Consider the following 15,553-nt stretch of genomic DNA (forward strand, 5'->3'; position numbering starts at 1 on the left):
GAGTAAATTTTTACCGAAGGTCGGTAATAGGAGCAGAAGTACAGGCGTTGGGAGCCCGGATGCGCATAAAATGTGCCAGTGTAGGCGCAATATGGTCAATGGTTACAGGTGTCTGGATAATGGCCGGTTTCACGGAATGTCCCATGAAAATCAGCGGTGAGGGAATATAAGAATGACGTACCACTTTGTTGTCGCCGCCGTTCTCGTTGACGATCGTCCATCCGGGGAGGACGTCGATTACGAGGTCACCCGAACGTTTGCGGTGGTAGCCGTTACGTATTTTGTAGATTTCCGGAGTCCATGAACCCAGTAATAGCCGGTTAGCCGAATAGGCTTCGTTCACTCCGCTGAACTGCATCAGGAATTCTGCTGACTTTTGTTGGATCTCTGCCAGATTCAGTTCTTTTTTTTCCAATAACTTATGATTCAGATAAATCTGCTGGTTATGGTGAGCTTCCACATACTTTCCTTCGCCATACGTAGCCATCAGGTACATATTCAATAGAGCCGCACAACGGTTGAGATAAAACTCTCCGCCAGGAATCTTGTACAATCCCGAATCGGGCGATTCGCTGTCTATATATCCGGTGGAAGTGACGAAAATAAGCACGTTTTGCAGTCCTACTTTCTTATCAAGAACTTCGAGCAGGTCGGCAATGCTGCGGTCAAGACGCACATAGGTGTCTTGTATTTCCATGGCACATTCCTGTACGGATTTATGCGCATAGTTTCCGGCATAGTAAGTGAGTGCCAATAAGTCAGTAATGTCATCCATGCCGATCGAACTTTTGTTTAATGCTTCTTCGGCAAGCGCATTCACTTCATCGTTTACAAAAGGGCTGGTGATGAAGCGGCGGTACTTGTTATTGCGATCATCATCAAATTTATATTTGAAGAGCATATCCCGCCAATCTGGCAGGAAAGTGTACATGCCCCGGGGAAATATAGGTTCCCATGTCATACCGGCAATACGGAAATCAATCGCTTGACGGTCGTTATATTGGCTTGCCCACCACGGAAACTCTCCATAATAGGTGGTTCCGCTCCATTTTCCGGTGTTGGGATTGATCCAGAAAGCAGCGTTTCCGGCATGTCCGGCTGCGAAAAGTGCGGCATCGCAATCTGGTGCAATGGCATATACGAGTCCTTTGCCTTGTGTCGCTATTTTAAGCTCGTCGGCAATGGTTGAAGTCAGTAGTTTGGTGGGGGCGACAGTCTGGTCGGTGTAATACCCCATAAATGCCGTGTCGTCTGTGCTGTTGACGGGGCGAAGGGTAGAGGCATCCATCCAGCGTTGAGAAATAATTCCGTTCATGGAAGGCGTCGTACCGCTATAAATAGCCGCTATGGCAGAAGCACGGTCTATACCGCAGAAGGTATATTCGGCGTTATGGAACACTCTTCCCTCTTTCCAAAGACGTTTGAAGCCTTTCTCACCGTAGAGTGACGAAAAAGCCTCCAAATAGTCCGTACGTAATTGGTCAATCGTCAGCCCTACTACTAATTTAGGGGCGGCAGGCAGTGACTGGGCTTGTAGCCCGGTGAAAGTCAGTACGGTGATGAGGGAAGTTAGTAGTCCTTTCATTATTTCTTTTTAGATGTCACAATCAGATTGCTCGCTGAACGTATCAGCAAAACGAGTGCCAAAGGTACAACAGCAAAGTCAAATCTTTGCGGAATTACAGGAAAAAGCACTATAAAAAGTGTTAAAACCATCAGATTCAGGGTTAAATACCAACATTTCTTTCCTTTTCGGACACAATATATAATGTATGGCAAGAAAAAAAGTTGCCCCGGATGGAATACCAATAATAGGAAATTGGAGCTGACTGCCGGGTGTTGGGAGAAGAGTGCGAGGAAGGCGAGGACGCATCCCACAATGCCTGCCATACCAAAAAGAAAGAGGTCGATTCCCCATAATCCGGTTCTCCGGCGGATTCCATAGATTGTGGCGGCGGCTGTCAGTATAAATAAGAGTAAGGAGCATTGAAGCGGAGTAGGCATCCGGCTGCTTTCATCCGGTTCGGGAGTGGCATCGACTACCAGTTCGTTGGCCGTTATGAGTGGACGCTGGATAGAATTGCCTTTAATTTGTGCACCGTCGAAAGCATCCATCAGGTAGAAAGGGGCAAACATCATCTGACGTTGTGTGATGGGCTGATCGGCTTCACTTCCGATACAGAGATCGATGCCGAAACGTGCCCACGGATGTCCTTTGCAATACTGATGTACGATGTCGCGGAAAGTGTGGGAGCCATCCTGCGGTTCTGCGGGATAAATCACTTTTCCTGCAATGCTTTCTTCTATCTTGTCCCGGGGGCGGGTAGCACAATTATCGTAAAAGAAATTATAACGGTACACCCGGTTTTCCGGACGGTAATTTTCTTGTAATAACCGGATTAGTTCTGTTTTTTCTTCATCGGTCAGATTCAGCATTTGCTGCCATACGCTGCGTCCGAAAAATGCGTATTCAGCTGCAAAACGTTCATAATCCGTTGCTCCCAGTTGGTAGTCTGTTTCTCCGAGCGAGAAGCGGAAGATGAAGTTGGGAGTGTTGAAACTGAACAATCCGTAGTTGAATACAACGTCAATCCCTTGTGAAGGATTTTCGTAACGGATGGCAGTGTGTCCGAACAGGGAATATATTTCCTCTCCGGGGGCACAAGTCAACAGGCTCAAACGGATGGAGTCGTTGTTGTTGGCAGATGCTTGTCCGGCGGGCAAAAGCAACAGGAAGAAGGAGAGGATGATGCATGAGAAAAACCGTTTCATTAGCTGGTTCGTTTTATTTCGGTGGCAAATATATGAAGAATAGTTGGATTCGGGAAAACGGAGCCTCTATTTTATCAGAATAGAGGCTCCGTTTCATACAAGCAGAAGCTCTATATGGCTTAAACAAAGGCTCTGTTTTCTTTAAATGGAGCCTCTGTTGGGGTGAAATAATGTTTCTGCTTGAACGGAAAATTGATTACAAAATAGTGGAACACTTTTTGGAACACAGTTTTTCTCTTGTAATCTATTGCTTATTAGCTGTTTATGATGTAATAAAAAAAGACTGCCGAACGCAAAGTGGAATACATAATAAACAATAAAAGATAATTGATCTATTTAAAAATAGATAGTTCGATTTTTTTGTTTTTGGGGATTTCTAAAATGAAAAAAGAAGATAATTCCTCTTCTATGCTTCAACTTTTCTTTTTTTACTTTACCTTTGCGCCCACTAAAGAATCAAAAGATTTGAATTTAATAATCGACATAGGAAATACAAAGGCAAAGATTGCTTTCTTCGACGGCGGAGAAATCGTGGATGTAGTAGCTGAATCCAATCAGTCGTTGGGTTGCTTGAAGGCTTTTTGTTCCCAATATCCGGTTGAACAGGGGATTGTGGCTACTGTCATTGATTTAAGCGAAAAGGTATTAGCTGATTTGGCAGCTTTGCCGTTTCCTTTGCTCTGGCTCAATCATCAGACTCCGCTTCCGGTTGTCAACCTGTACGAAACTCCCGAAACATTGGGATATGACCGTATGGCTGCCGTAGTGGGTGCTAATGAGCAGTTTCCTCATCGGGATATATTGGTGATTGATGCGGGAACTTGCATTACTTATGAGTTTATTGACTCAAAAGGTCAGTATCATGGCGGTAATATTTCTCCCGGTATGCAAATGCGTTTCAAAGCACTTCATCAGTTTACAGGACGTTTGCCTCTGGTAGACACCAACGGGCGCAAACTCCCGATGGGACGGGACACCGAAACGGCTATACGTGCCGGAGTGATGAAAGGGATGGAATACGAAATTTCAGGTTATATTGAGTCTATGAAGCATAAATATCCTGAACTTTTGGTTTTTTTAACGGGCGGAGATGATTTTTCTTTTGATAGCAGCGTAAAAAGTATCATCTTTGCAGATAGATTTTTAGTGTTGAAAGGATTAAATAGAATTTTAAACTATAATAATGGTAGGATTTAAACACACACTTTGTGCGCTTTTGCTCACGATGGTTACCGGAATGGCAATCGCTCAAAATAATACAAACTCTCCTTATACACGATATGGCTATGGCGACTTGTCCGATCAGAGTTTCGGTAACAGCAAGGCGATGGGGGGAATTGCTTTTGGACTTCGGGATGGAGCACAGATCAATCCGCTGAATCCTGCTTCGTATACAGCCATTGACTCATTGACATTCCTCTTTGAAGGAGGTGTCAGTCTGCAAAATATGAATATTAGCGGTAGCGGTGTGAAACTGAACGCTAAAAACTCCAGTTTTGACTATCTGGCTATGCAATTTCGTTTGCATCCGAGGATAGCGATGAGTGTCGGATTGCTGCCGTTCTCCAATGTGGGGTATTCTGTGTCGGACAGTAAAGTTGATAATGGAGTCAGCCAAACCCGGAGTTTTACAGGAGATGGGGGATTGCATCAACTTTATGGTGGTATTGGTGTGAAAGTACTTAAGAATCTTTCGCTGGGTGTGAATGCTTCTTATTTTTGGGGAGATATAACCCGTACGCGGACTGTTATTTATCCCGCGACATCGGAGTCTTACTCTTATATACAGCAGATGGGGGTATCTATTTCAGACTATAAACTGGATTTCGGTGCACAATACACATTGGATTTGAGTAAAAAACATTCGATGACAATCGGGGCTGTTTTTTCTCCGAAGCATAAATTGAATAACGATTATACGATAACGACACAGGTTAGTACAACTAATAGCAATAACTTGGATGCTACGTTTGAAGTTCCTAATACATTTGGTGTCGGATTTACATATAACTATGACAAACGCCTGACAGTTGGTCTGGATTATAGTTTGCAACAATGGTCAAAAACGAAATTTGACGTAAATACACCAGATGAAGCTGTACGTGAAGACTTTAAAGAAACATACACGTATTGCGACCGTCATAAAATATCAGTGGGTGCGGAATACATTCCTAATTTGATTGGACGTTCCTATTTATCCCATATAAAATACCGTTTGGGAGCTTATTATACGACTCCGTATTATAAGGTCGGCGGCAAAGAGGCTACCCGTGAATATGGCGTAACTGCTGGTTTCGGTCTGCCTGTACCCCGTTCCCGTTCCATTCTTAGCATTAGCGGGCAGTTTGTTCGCATCAGTGGACAGGAAGCGGCTTTTGTAAATGAAAATATCTTCCGCGTGAGTATCGGATTGACGTTCAACGAACGTTGGTTCTTCAAACGCAGAGTGGAATAATGGGATGAATCGATGTGAGAGAGAATAGACGACTATATAATAACAACTAAAATTTAGATACAATGAAAATTAAAACGCTTGTGGCTATGTTGTTCCTTTCGGCAGGAGCAACCACTGTGGTAGCACAGGATGCGTCTAACTGTAACTCAAACAGTAGTATTTCGCATGAAGCTGTGCGTGCTGGTAATTTTAAAGATGCGTATACTCCTTGGAAAGCTGTGTTGGAAAACTGCCCGACGCTTCGTTTCTATACCTTTACTGACGGATATAAAATTCTGAAAGGCTTGATGGGACAAATTAAAGACCGGAATAGTGCGGATTATCAGAAATATTTTAATGAACTGATGAATACGCATGACCTGCGTATCAAATATACGGATGAATTCTTGTCTAAAGGTACAAAAGTGTCTTCTGTTGATGAAGCTCTGGGTATCAAAGCGGTAGATTATATTGCTTTTGCTCCGAAGATTGATGTGAATCAGGCCTATCAATGGTTGAGCCAGTCTGTAAACGCTGTGAAAGGTGAATCGGCAGGTGCAACTATCTTCTATTTCCTGCAAATGTCTTTGGATAAACTGAAAACGGATCCGAATCATAAAGAACAGTTCATTCAGGATTATCTGGCTGCTTCTGAATATGTAGATGCTGCTATTGCAGCCGAGGCTAGTGAAGCTAAAAAGAAATCTTTGCTGGGTATCAAAGACAACTTGGTTGCTTTGTTTGTAAACAGTGGAACAGCTGATTGTGAATCATTGCAAAGCATCTATGGACCGAAAGTAGAAGCTAACCAAACAGACTTGGCTTACTTGAAGAAAGTAATCGATATCATGAAAATGATGAAATGTACTGAAAGTGACGCTTATCAACAGGCTTCTTTCTATTCTTATAAGATAGAACCTACTGCAGAAGCAGCTACCGGATGTGCTTATCAGGCATTTAAGAAAGGTGATATTGACGGTGCGGTGAAATTCTTCGATGAAGCAGTGAATCTGGAAACAGACAATATGAAGAAGGCTGAAAAAGCATACGCTGCTGCAGCAGTACTGGCTTCTGCCAAGAAACTGTCTCAAGCAAGAGCTTATTGCCAGAAAGCAATTGGTTTCAACGAGAATTATGGTGCTCCTTATATCCTGATTGCTAACCTTTATGCAATGAGTCCTAACTGGAGCGACGAATCTGCTCTGAACAAGTGTACTTACTTTGCAGTGATCGATAAATTGCAACGTGCAAAACAAGTGGATCCGAGCGTAGCTGAAGAAGCTAACAAATTGATCGGTAGATATTCAGGTCATACTCCGCAAGCTAAAGACCTATTTATGTTAGGTTACAAGCAAGGCGACCGCATCACTATCGGCGGTTGGATAGGAGAGACTACAACGATTAGATAAATGTATGTTGCGAAAACGAAGAAACCGTTTATTGCATAAAAGCATGAGCATAACAATCACCTTCGGGGTGATTGTTATGCTTCTTTTATTATCTTCCTGTGGTGGAAAGAAGAAAGCTATGGGTGAGGCCATCACTGAACGTGATTCCCTTCCGATGATGACAACATTGGGAGTCACCACCCTTATCTCCGATTCCGGAGTGACACGCTACAGAGTGAATACGGAAGAATGGTCGGTGTACGACCGTAAGAAACCATCCTATTGGGCCTTTGAGAAAGGCGTATATCTGGAACAGTTCGACTCTATCTTTCATATAGAAGCCAGTATCAAAGCGGATACTGCCTACTATTATGACAAAGAAAGGCTTTGGAAGCTGATAGGGAACGTAGATATACAGAACCGGAAAGGAGAGCGTTTTAATACGGAACTGCTGTACTGGAACGAAGCTACCCAGAAGGTGTATTCTGACAAGTTTATACGTATTCAACAACCGGACAGAATTATTACAGGGCATGGATTCGACTCGAACCAGCAAATGACCATATATACCATCCATAATATCGAAGGCATTTTCTATGTGGATGAGGAAGCGGGTGGTCCGCCCCAACCGGAAACGAAAGCACTGCCGGATTCAGTGAAAAAAGATTCAGCGAAATAGGCGAAGTACTATCAATCGTACATCGTAAATCGTCTAATCGTAAATCAGAACTTATGAATATTTATATCTCTCTAATTATCACCATGGTCTTCTCCGCCTTCTTTTCAGGAATGGAGATCGCCTTTGTGTCGGTAGACAAACTGCGTTTTGAGATGGAACGTAAGGGGGGGAATTACGTCCCGCATCCTCTCCATCTTCTTCAAGAACCCGAATGAATTTATCTCTACCATGTTGGTGGGGAATAACATCGCCCTGGTCATCTATGGTATCCTGATGGCACAGATTATCGGTGATAATTTGCTGGCAGGATTCATTGACAATCATTTTCTGATGGTGCTGGCGCAGACTATAATTTCTACCCTTATCATTCTGGTGACCGGAGAGTTTCTGCCGAAAACAATCTTCAAAATCAATCCCAATCTGGTATTGAATATTTTTGCCATTCCACTTATTGTTTGTTATGTCATTCTATATCCTATTTCCAAACTGGCTTCCGGTTTGTCCTGCTTATTTCTTCGTGTCTTTGGAATGAAGGTCAACAAGGATGCGTCCGATAGAGCGTTTGGGAAAGTAGACTTGGATTACTTCGTGCAAAGCAGTATTGATAATGCCGAGAATGAGGAAGAACTGGATACGGAAGTGAAAATCTTCCAGAACGCTTTGGATTTCTCGAACATAAAAATCCGTGACTGTATCGTTCCCCGTACTGAAGTGGTGGCCGTTGATCTGACAACTTCACTGGACGAGTTGAAAAGCCGCTTCATCGAATCCGGAATCTCCAAGATCATTGTGTATGATGGAAATATCGATAATGTAGTGGGTTATATCCATTCGTCAGAAATGTTTCGTGCTCCGAAAAACTGGCATGAGAATGTGAAGCAAGTGCCGATTGTACCCGAAACCATGTCCGCCCATAAATTGATGAAACTCTTCATGCAGCAAAAGAAAACGATTGCCGTAGTGGTGGATGAATTTGGCGGAACATCCGGCATCGTATCTCTGGAAGACCTCGTGGAAGAAATCTTTGGAGATATAGAGGATGAGCACGATAATACTTCCTACATCAGCAAGCAGATCGACGAACGCGAGTATGTGTTGTCCGCCCGCTTGGAGATAGAAAAAGTCAATGAGACGTTCGGACTTGATTTGCCCGAATCGGACGATTATCTGACGGTAGGAGGGCTGATTCTGAACCAATATCAGAGCTTCCCGAAGCTGCATGAAGTGGTGCGGGTAGGACGTTATCAATTCAAGATAATTAAGGTCACAGCGACAAAAATAGAACTCGTGCGATTAAAAGTCTTGGAATAATGACGATAATCAAGAAATTTTTAGCCAATAAATAGATGCATATTAGCATTTTTTGTATCTTCGTGCGCTAAAACGACAAAAGAAAGAAATAATAATAAACATAAATCGTATTAATCAAAATGGCAACGTTACAAAACATTAGGTCGAAAGGACCTCTATTGGTGATTGTTATCGGCTTGGCGCTGTTTGCTTTCATTGCGGGTGACGCATGGAAGGTGATGCAGCCGCATCAGGCACATGACGTAGGTGAGGTGAACGGAGACGCTCTTTCCGCTCAAGAGTATCAGAATTTGGTAGAAGAATATACCGAAGTGGTGAAACTCATGCGTGGGGTGACCGCCTTGAATGACGAACAAACCAATCAGGTGCGCGATGAAGTATGGCGTTCCTACGTAAACAATAAACTGGTTGAAAAAGAAGCAAAAGCACTGGGACTGACTGTTTCTGCTGCTGAAATTCAGGACATCCTGAAAGCTGGCGTTCATCCTTTGTTGAGACAAACTCCTTTCCAGAATCCGCAAACAGGCAACTTCGACAAGGATATGTTGAACAAGTTCCTCGTGGAATATGCCAAGATGAGCGAGTCACAGATGCCGGCACAGTATGCTGAACAATACAACAATATGTATAAATACTGGTCGTTCATCCAGAAAACGTTGATTCAGAGCCGTCTGGCTGAAAAATACCAGGCATTGGTTTCTAAAGCTCTTCTTTCTAATCCGGTGGAAGCACAGGATGCTTTCGACGCAAGAGTAAACCAGTACAATGTGTTGATGGCTGGTATTCCTTACTCTTCTGTGGTAGATTCTACAATTGTAGTGAAAGAATCGGAACTGAAAGATTTGTATAACAAGAAGAAAGAACAATTCAAGCAATATCAGGAAACTCGTGACGTCAAATATATTGATGTACAGGTAACTGCAAGTGCTGAAGACAGAGCAGCTATCCAGAAAGAAGTAGACGAAGCTACTGCACAGTTGGCTACCACTACGGATGATTATACTTCTTTTATCCGTTCGGTTGGCTCGGAAGCTCCTTATGTAGACTTGTTCTATAACAAGACAGCTTTCCCGTCAGATGTAGTTGCACGTTTGGACTCTGCTTCTGTTGGTGCTATTTATGGTCCTTACTATAACGGAGCCGACAATACAATCAACTCTTTTAAAGTAGTTGCTAAGGCTGCTGCTGCCGACTCTGTGGAATTCCGTCAGATTCAGGTATACGCAGAAGATGCAGTGAAGACAAAGACATTGGCTGACAGTATCTATAACGCTATTAAAGGCGGTGCTAACTTTGCAGATGTTGCAAAGAAATATGGCCAGACTGGTGATGCTAACTGGATCACTTCTGCACAGTATGAAGGTGCACAGCTAGATGGTGACAACCTGAAATTCATCTCTGCTATCAACAATGCAGGTGTGAACGAACTGGTGAACTTGCCGATGGGACAAGCAAATGTAATCCTTCAGGTGACTAACAAGAAATCTGTGAAAGATAAATATAAAGTAGCTGTTATCAAGCGTGAAGTAGAGTTCAGCAAAGAAACTTACAACCGTGCTTATAATGATTTCAGCCAGTTTATCGCTGCTAACCCTAGTGTAGAAAAGATGGTGGCTAACGCTGAAGAAGCTGGTTACAGATTGCTCGACAGAATGGATTTGAGCAGCTCTGAACATAACATCGGTGGCGTGAGAGGTACAAAAGAGGCTTTGAGATGGACATTTGATAAAGCGAAACCGGGTGATGTTTCCGGCTTGTACGAATGTGGCGAAAGCGATCACCTGATGGTGGTAGGTCTGGTAAGCATTAAACCGGAAGGATACCGTCCGTTGAAAGCTGTACAGGATCAGTTGAGAGCTGAAATCGTGAAAGACAAGAAAGCTGAAAAGATCATGGCTGACATGAAAGCTGCCAATGCAACTTCATTCAACCAGTACAAAGATATGGCTAATGCAGTCAGCGACTCTTTGAAGATGGTTACTTTTGCAGCCCCTGCTTATGTATCAGCATTGCGCAGCAGCGAGCCGCTGGTAGGTGCTTATGCTTCTGTTGCTTCGGAAAATCAGTTGAGTGCTCCTATTAAAGGTAACGCCGGAGTATTTGTATTGCAAGTATGCGGTAAAGACAAGTTGAACGAAACATTCGACGCAAAAGCTGAAGAAGCTACGCTGACTAACATGCACGCACGTTTTGCCAGCCGTCTGATGAACGACTTGTATCTGAAAGCAAACGTAAAAGATACACGCTTCCTGTTCTTCTAAAGAAGTAATAGGAATAGATATTCAGGCACGGATTACACGGATTTACACGGTTTTAACTTATGAGAGAACCGCGAAATCCGTGTAATCCGTGCCTTTTTTATTCTCATTTTCGTTTACGATCTTTGTTATCTGATAAATTTTCCATACCTTGCCAATCTTTAATTGGCTTTGTGAAATACTTCATTAACTAATATGAATCTATATTATGACCAAACAACTAGCCCAGTATTCAGTTCCCACTGAAAATTCACGTATCATTCGTGTATTCCTTTCGTCAACGTTCAGAGACATGGAGATGGAACGCTCTGCATTAGTCAAACTTTTTAAGGGCTTGCAAGTGAAGGCTGCCAGTCGTGGTGTTACCATTTCATTGGTCGACCTGCGTTGGGGCATCACGGAAGAAGATGCAAAAAGTGGCAAGGTGGTCGAAATCTGTTTGAAAGAAATAGTGCATTCCCGGCCTTTCTTCATTGGCATGGTAGGTGAACGCTATGGATGGTGTCCCAGTTATGAAGATTTATCGCAGACTTTCAGTGATAGCCTGGAATATAGTTGGGTGGAAGATGATTTGAATAACCACTTGAGTGTGACAGAGATGGAAATGCAGTTTGGAGTACTGCGCAATCCCGATCCGTTGCATGCCTATTTTTATATCAAACAGTCTGCTACTGATCCCTCTTGTCCTAAAGAGGAGCTTCATAAGCTGCAGCATCTTAAAGAGTGTCTTTTGCAGCAGGATCGCTATCCTGTGCAAGAGTATGATTCGCCCGAGCAGCTATGTCAATTTGTAGAATCTGCTTTCACAGAACTGCTCGAACAAGAGTTTCCTAGTGTATTGACTGTGGAAGATAACCAGGCATTGCAAGAACAGTTAACCCGTAATGAACTCTTATTTAATTATCATCCAATACCTGAAGCGGATCAGGCTTTTTCCGATTTCTTAGCTGCGGATGAGCAACGGTGTCTGGTTGTAACGGGTGATCGTGGTCTTGGTAAGAGTGCTCTGCTGGCTCATTGGAGTGATTGGGTGAACAATGATACGCAGATGATTCCCATATATCATCGACTGGACAATACTACGCTGTCTTCTTATCCGGAGACTTTGGTGAGGGCATTAGCTGCCAAATGTCAGAATGCACTTAAATGTCAGACTTTAGGTGAAGAAGATTTGTTTACCGCTGAAGTTTCAAAGGAATCAGATTCAACTCAAGGTACAGCCAGATCGATTCTGGATATTGTGAGAGAATCAATGGTGTTTGGGAATAATGTATTGGACGGTTTTTCAGAAAACACACTTCGAAACATTAAAGAAATTGAGGAAGATTTGAATTCTATTCAAAAGTTCAGTCAGTTATGGGCTGCGCTGGGGAGATCAAAATATGCTATCATTTTATTGATTGATGATATCAGTTATCTAAATTCAACGGAAGTGTCTCTGTTTTCTTTATTCGGATCTATACCGTCTAATGTGAAGGTTGTGTTAAGTTTTGCTGCATCATCTACTGCATATCTGCCTTTTGTCCGGAACGGGTACGTTCATTACCGGTTGAATGGCTTTTCGCAGGCTGATGCAAAGTCGTTTTCAAAACAATATTTGTCTACTTATTCTAAAGCTCTGTCTGCACAGCAAGAAGATATTCTTAGCTCATGGGGGCTGGCTAAACAACCGCGCTGCTTAAATGTATTGCTCAATGAATTAGTTTCGTTTGGTCAATATGATACTCTTAGTGAATATATGAGTGGATATTGTCAGATAAACGAGATTGCCCAATTCTACGACAGTGTGCTCCGGCGTTTGTCGTCTGATTATGGTTTCGATAGGATTGGAAGAGCGCTTTTAATGCTTTCACTTACTTTAGAAGGATTTACCGAAGATGAGGTAAAGAGTATGACAGGTATTAATCAGCTGCTTTGGTCGCAGTTGAGAGTGGAAATGAGTAGTTGGCTCACCAACAAAGGGGGGCGATATTGCATTTGTGATACACAAATGATAGAGGCGATTGAACGGTGTTTTGTTCAAGATGACGTGTCTATAGACGAGTGTCGCAAGGAAATAATTGTTGCTCTTCTGGATGATAGCGATACTCTTTCGCATCCTTTGACTTTTGCTGATTATAACTATCGCATGAAGCAGTTTTGTTACCATGATTCTTATCGCTATCAAGTGGAAATTACTTATCAAAGTTATAAGATGCAACATTGGGACTTTTTAAGAGATTGGATTTGTGATGCGGAAACCTTCGAAATCCTGTATCGCACTAATTATTCTCTATTAGAAGATTGTTGGAAGGCGATAATGAACGATAACCCTTCGCTTACGCCTGCAGCCTATGCTGAATTGGACTTTGGTCAGATTGACTCTTTTTTGATTCCTGTCATTGCTAATGACATGGCTACTTTCTTAAGCAGCTCTTTCCATCTGACGAAGGCGGCAATGGAGGTGAGCGAGAAAAGTATGGAAGGAGAAGCGATACCGTTAATTGCCAAGTCGGTATTAAAGATGAATGAAGGATGCCGGTACGCCCGCAATGAAGAATACGAAACGGCATGCGACTGTTTCTTGAAAGCATTGGTGATGCAGGAAAGTATTGTACCAACTCCGGAATTGGAGATTGCCAATACCTGTCGGAATCTGGCTCTGGCATATTACTACAATGAGCAATACAATGAAGCTGCGATTTATTTGAATAGGGCGCTTAATTATCATGCGGCTTCTACTGACGAGAAGAGTCAGGCAGAAGTTATTGAACTTTCCGAATTTTTGGCTTATTGTGATTATTATAGGGATGAGGAAGAGAGTGCTGCCAAGAAATTCCGGAAAGTGGCTGAAATGCACGAATCTTTGAATGGCAGACTGTCGAGTGGAGTGGCTAAATGTTTGCGTATGCAGGGAAAATGTCTTTATTATATTAAGCGATATGATGAAGCGTGGAGTTTGGTGAATGAGGCGTTGGGTATTGCTATACAGATAGATAATAGGAAACAGATCGTGGCTTGTCACAAAGAGTTGTATCATTTGTGCAAAGAGTTTAAACGGGTGATGAAGGAGCGTGGAGATGAACAAAGTTCTACTTTATTTTTTCGTGAGTCTCTTCTGCATGAAAAGTTTTTCAGTGAAAAGCCGCGTCTGGCTGAATTAACTGTCCGTTACGAGGCATTGAGATGTGATATTATGCGACAATATTACGAGAATAAGGAGTATGGGAACGTAATTCGTATTGCAACGACTTTAGATATTCACGAGGATATTGATCCTGATGTTTCTAGTGAGGTCTGTTACTACGAAGCGCAAGCTTATGCAAAGATGGAAAATTATCCAATGGCGAAAGATGCTTTCTTAAAAGAGTTTGAACTACGGAAGAAGTACTTGGGATGGGAGGATGATCATACGATTCTGGCTTGTCAAAATCTAGGGGTTTTACACAGTTTTTGTAATGAACGGGAAGATGCGTTGTCCTGTTTTCGTGAGGCGTACGATCATGAAGTGAAAAGGAATGGTAGTGACTCGGAAATGGCGAAAAAGCTGCTTCAATATATAGATGTGGTTCGTTCATAACTTGGGACTACTTCCCTTTTTTGTTAACTTTTGCATTCTCGCTATATAGAAATCGACTTTATTTCCTTACATTTGCAAATATAAACCATCAACAGAAAGAAGAATGTCTAAATATCCCCTTTTAGGAATGACTCTTGTAGAGCTTCAATCATTGACAAAAAGACTGGGTATGCCCGGCTTTGCTGCCAAACAGATTGCATCATGGCTTTACGAAAAGAAGGTAGCCTCGATTGATGAAATGACTAATTTGTCGTTGAAACACCGGGAGTTGCTCAAGCAGAACTATGAGGTGGGAGCAGTTGCTCCGGTAGATGAAATGCGCTCTGTAGATGGTACGGTGAAGTATCTTTATAAAGTTGGTGAGAATCATTTTGTTGAGTCGGTTTATATTCCGGATGACGACCGGGCAACGTTGTGTGTGTCTTCACAAGTAGGTTGCAAGATGAACTGTAAGTTCTGCATGACGGGTAAACAAGGCTATACCGCCAACCTGACCGCCAGTCAGATCATCAACCAGATTCATTCGTTGCCGGAACGCGACAAACTGACCAATGTCGTGATGATGGGAATGGGCGAACCGCTTGATAATTTGGATGAGGTGCTGAAAGCATTGGAACTACTGACCGCTACCTATGGCTATGCTTGGAGCCCGAAGCGTATCACACTTTCTACAGTCGGACTACGGAAAGGATTGCAGCGTTTTATCGAAGAAAACGATTGCCATCTCGCCATCAGTCTTCACTCTCCATTGACAGCTCAACGCTCCGAATTGATGCCGGCAGAAAGGGCATATTCGATCACCGAGATGGTGGAACTGTTAAAAAACTATGATTTTAGCAAACAACGTCGACTTTCATTTGAATATATTGTTTTTAAAGGGCTTAATGATTTGCAGGTCTATGCCAAAGAGCTACTGAAGCTTCTTCGCGGACTGGATTGCAGGGTGAATCTGATTCGTTTTCATGCCATACCGGGAGTAGACCTCGAAGGAGCGGACATGGAAACGATGACCCGTTTTCGTGATTATCTGACGTCACACGGGCTTTTCACCACCATCCGTTCTTCAAGAGGAGAAGATATTTTTGCAGCTTGTGGTATGTTGTCGACAGCGAAACAGGAAGAAAATAATGAGAGTTAATATATAAAACCGAA

9 protein-coding genes and 1 pseudogene are annotated in these 15,553 nt (G+C 42.8%); 8 read left to right on the forward strand and 2 right to left on the reverse strand.

Features of this window, described 5'->3' with window-relative positions:
• Nucleotides 1-10: 10 nt before the first annotated feature.
• Nucleotides 11-1,585 (reverse strand): alkaline phosphatase family protein, encoded by a 1,575-nt coding sequence (locus NXV01_RS10595; RefSeq protein WP_148364398.1) that lies wholly within the window; start codon nucleotides 1,583-1,585, stop codon nucleotides 11-13.
• On the reverse strand, nucleotides 1,585-2,772 hold the full coding sequence (locus NXV01_RS10600) for a DUF4105 domain-containing protein (protein ID WP_259022347.1): 1,188 nt from the start codon (nucleotides 2,770-2,772) through the stop codon (nucleotides 1,585-1,587). The genes NXV01_RS10595 and NXV01_RS10600 overlap by 1 nt, the downstream gene beginning before the upstream one ends.
• A 408-nt stretch (nucleotides 2,773-3,180) precedes the next feature.
• Between NXV01_RS10600 and NXV01_RS10605 the strand changes: the two genes are divergently transcribed.
• From NXV01_RS10605 to rlmN, 8 genes and pseudogenes are all read left to right on the forward strand, one after another.
• Nucleotides 3,181-3,969 carry a type III pantothenate kinase gene (locus tag NXV01_RS10605; protein ID WP_176553111.1) on the forward strand — a complete coding sequence of 263 codons (789 nt, stop codon included), beginning with the start codon at nucleotides 3,181-3,183 and terminating at the stop codon, nucleotides 3,967-3,969.
• Nucleotides 3,956-5,227, forward strand: coding sequence for an outer membrane protein transport protein (locus tag NXV01_RS10610; RefSeq protein ID WP_259022348.1), 1,272 nt, complete (start codon nucleotides 3,956-3,958; stop codon nucleotides 5,225-5,227). The genes NXV01_RS10605 and NXV01_RS10610 overlap by 14 nt, the downstream gene beginning before the upstream one ends.
• 62 nt (nucleotides 5,228-5,289) lie before the next feature.
• Nucleotides 5,290-6,615 carry a hypothetical protein gene (locus NXV01_RS10615; RefSeq protein WP_099146245.1) on the forward strand — a complete coding sequence of 442 codons (1,326 nt, stop codon included), beginning with the start codon at nucleotides 5,290-5,292 and terminating at the stop codon, nucleotides 6,613-6,615.
• Nucleotides 6,616-6,658: 43 nt separating this feature from the next.
• Nucleotides 6,659-7,273, forward strand: a complete 615-nt coding sequence (lptC, locus tag NXV01_RS10620; protein ID WP_099146244.1) for an LPS export ABC transporter periplasmic protein LptC — start codon at nucleotides 6,659-6,661, stop codon at nucleotides 7,271-7,273.
• A 53-nt stretch (nucleotides 7,274-7,326) separates the two neighbouring features.
• Nucleotides 7,327-8,584 (forward strand): annotated as a pseudogene (locus tag NXV01_RS10625) (hemolysin family protein).
• A gap of 119 nt (nucleotides 8,585-8,703) precedes the next feature.
• The gene (locus tag NXV01_RS10630) at nucleotides 8,704-10,845 is read left to right on the forward strand and encodes a peptidylprolyl isomerase (protein WP_259022349.1); all 2,142 of its coding nucleotides are present in this window, start codon (nucleotides 8,704-8,706) and stop codon (nucleotides 10,843-10,845) included.
• Between the two features lie 205 nt (nucleotides 10,846-11,050).
• On the forward strand, nucleotides 11,051-14,401 hold the full coding sequence (locus NXV01_RS10635; RefSeq protein ID WP_259022350.1) for a DUF4062 domain-containing protein: 3,351 nt from the start codon (nucleotides 11,051-11,053) through the stop codon (nucleotides 14,399-14,401).
• Nucleotides 14,402-14,504: 103 nt separating this feature from the next.
• Nucleotides 14,505-15,539 carry a 23S rRNA (adenine(2503)-C(2))-methyltransferase RlmN gene (gene rlmN / locus NXV01_RS10640; protein WP_259022352.1) on the forward strand — a complete coding sequence of 345 codons (1,035 nt, stop codon included), beginning with the start codon at nucleotides 14,505-14,507 and terminating at the stop codon, nucleotides 15,537-15,539.
• Nucleotides 15,540-15,553 lie beyond the last annotated feature (14 nt).

This window comes from Bacteroides sp. BFG-606 (genome assembly GCF_024788145.1).
Classification (GTDB): Bacteria; Bacteroidota; Bacteroidia; order Bacteroidales; family Bacteroidaceae; genus Bacteroides; species Bacteroides vicugnae.

Bases quoted from the DNA above. Each gene is read 5' to 3' on its own strand.
- NXV01_RS10595 (WP_148364398.1), bottom strand. From the start codon at position 1,585: ATGAAAGGACTACTAACTTCCCTCATCACCGTACTGACTTTCACCGGG.
- NXV01_RS10600 (WP_259022347.1), bottom strand. From the start codon at position 2,772: ATGAAACGGTTTTTCTCATGCATCATCCTCTCCTTCTTCCTGTTGCTT.
- NXV01_RS10605 (WP_176553111.1), top strand. From the start codon at position 3,181: ATGCTTCAACTTTTCTTTTTTTACTTTACCTTTGCGCCCACTAAAGAA.
- NXV01_RS10610 (WP_259022348.1), top strand. From the start codon at position 3,956: ATGGTAGGATTTAAACACACACTTTGTGCGCTTTTGCTCACGATGGTT.
- NXV01_RS10615 (WP_099146245.1), top strand. From the start codon at position 5,290: ATGAAAATTAAAACGCTTGTGGCTATGTTGTTCCTTTCGGCAGGAGCA.
- lptC (WP_099146244.1), top strand. From the start codon at position 6,659: ATGAGCATAACAATCACCTTCGGGGTGATTGTTATGCTTCTTTTATTA.
- NXV01_RS10630 (WP_259022349.1), top strand. From the start codon at position 8,704: ATGGCAACGTTACAAAACATTAGGTCGAAAGGACCTCTATTGGTGATT.
- NXV01_RS10635 (WP_259022350.1), top strand. From the start codon at position 11,051: ATGACCAAACAACTAGCCCAGTATTCAGTTCCCACTGAAAATTCACGT.
- rlmN (WP_259022352.1), top strand. From the start codon at position 14,505: ATGTCTAAATATCCCCTTTTAGGAATGACTCTTGTAGAGCTTCAATCA.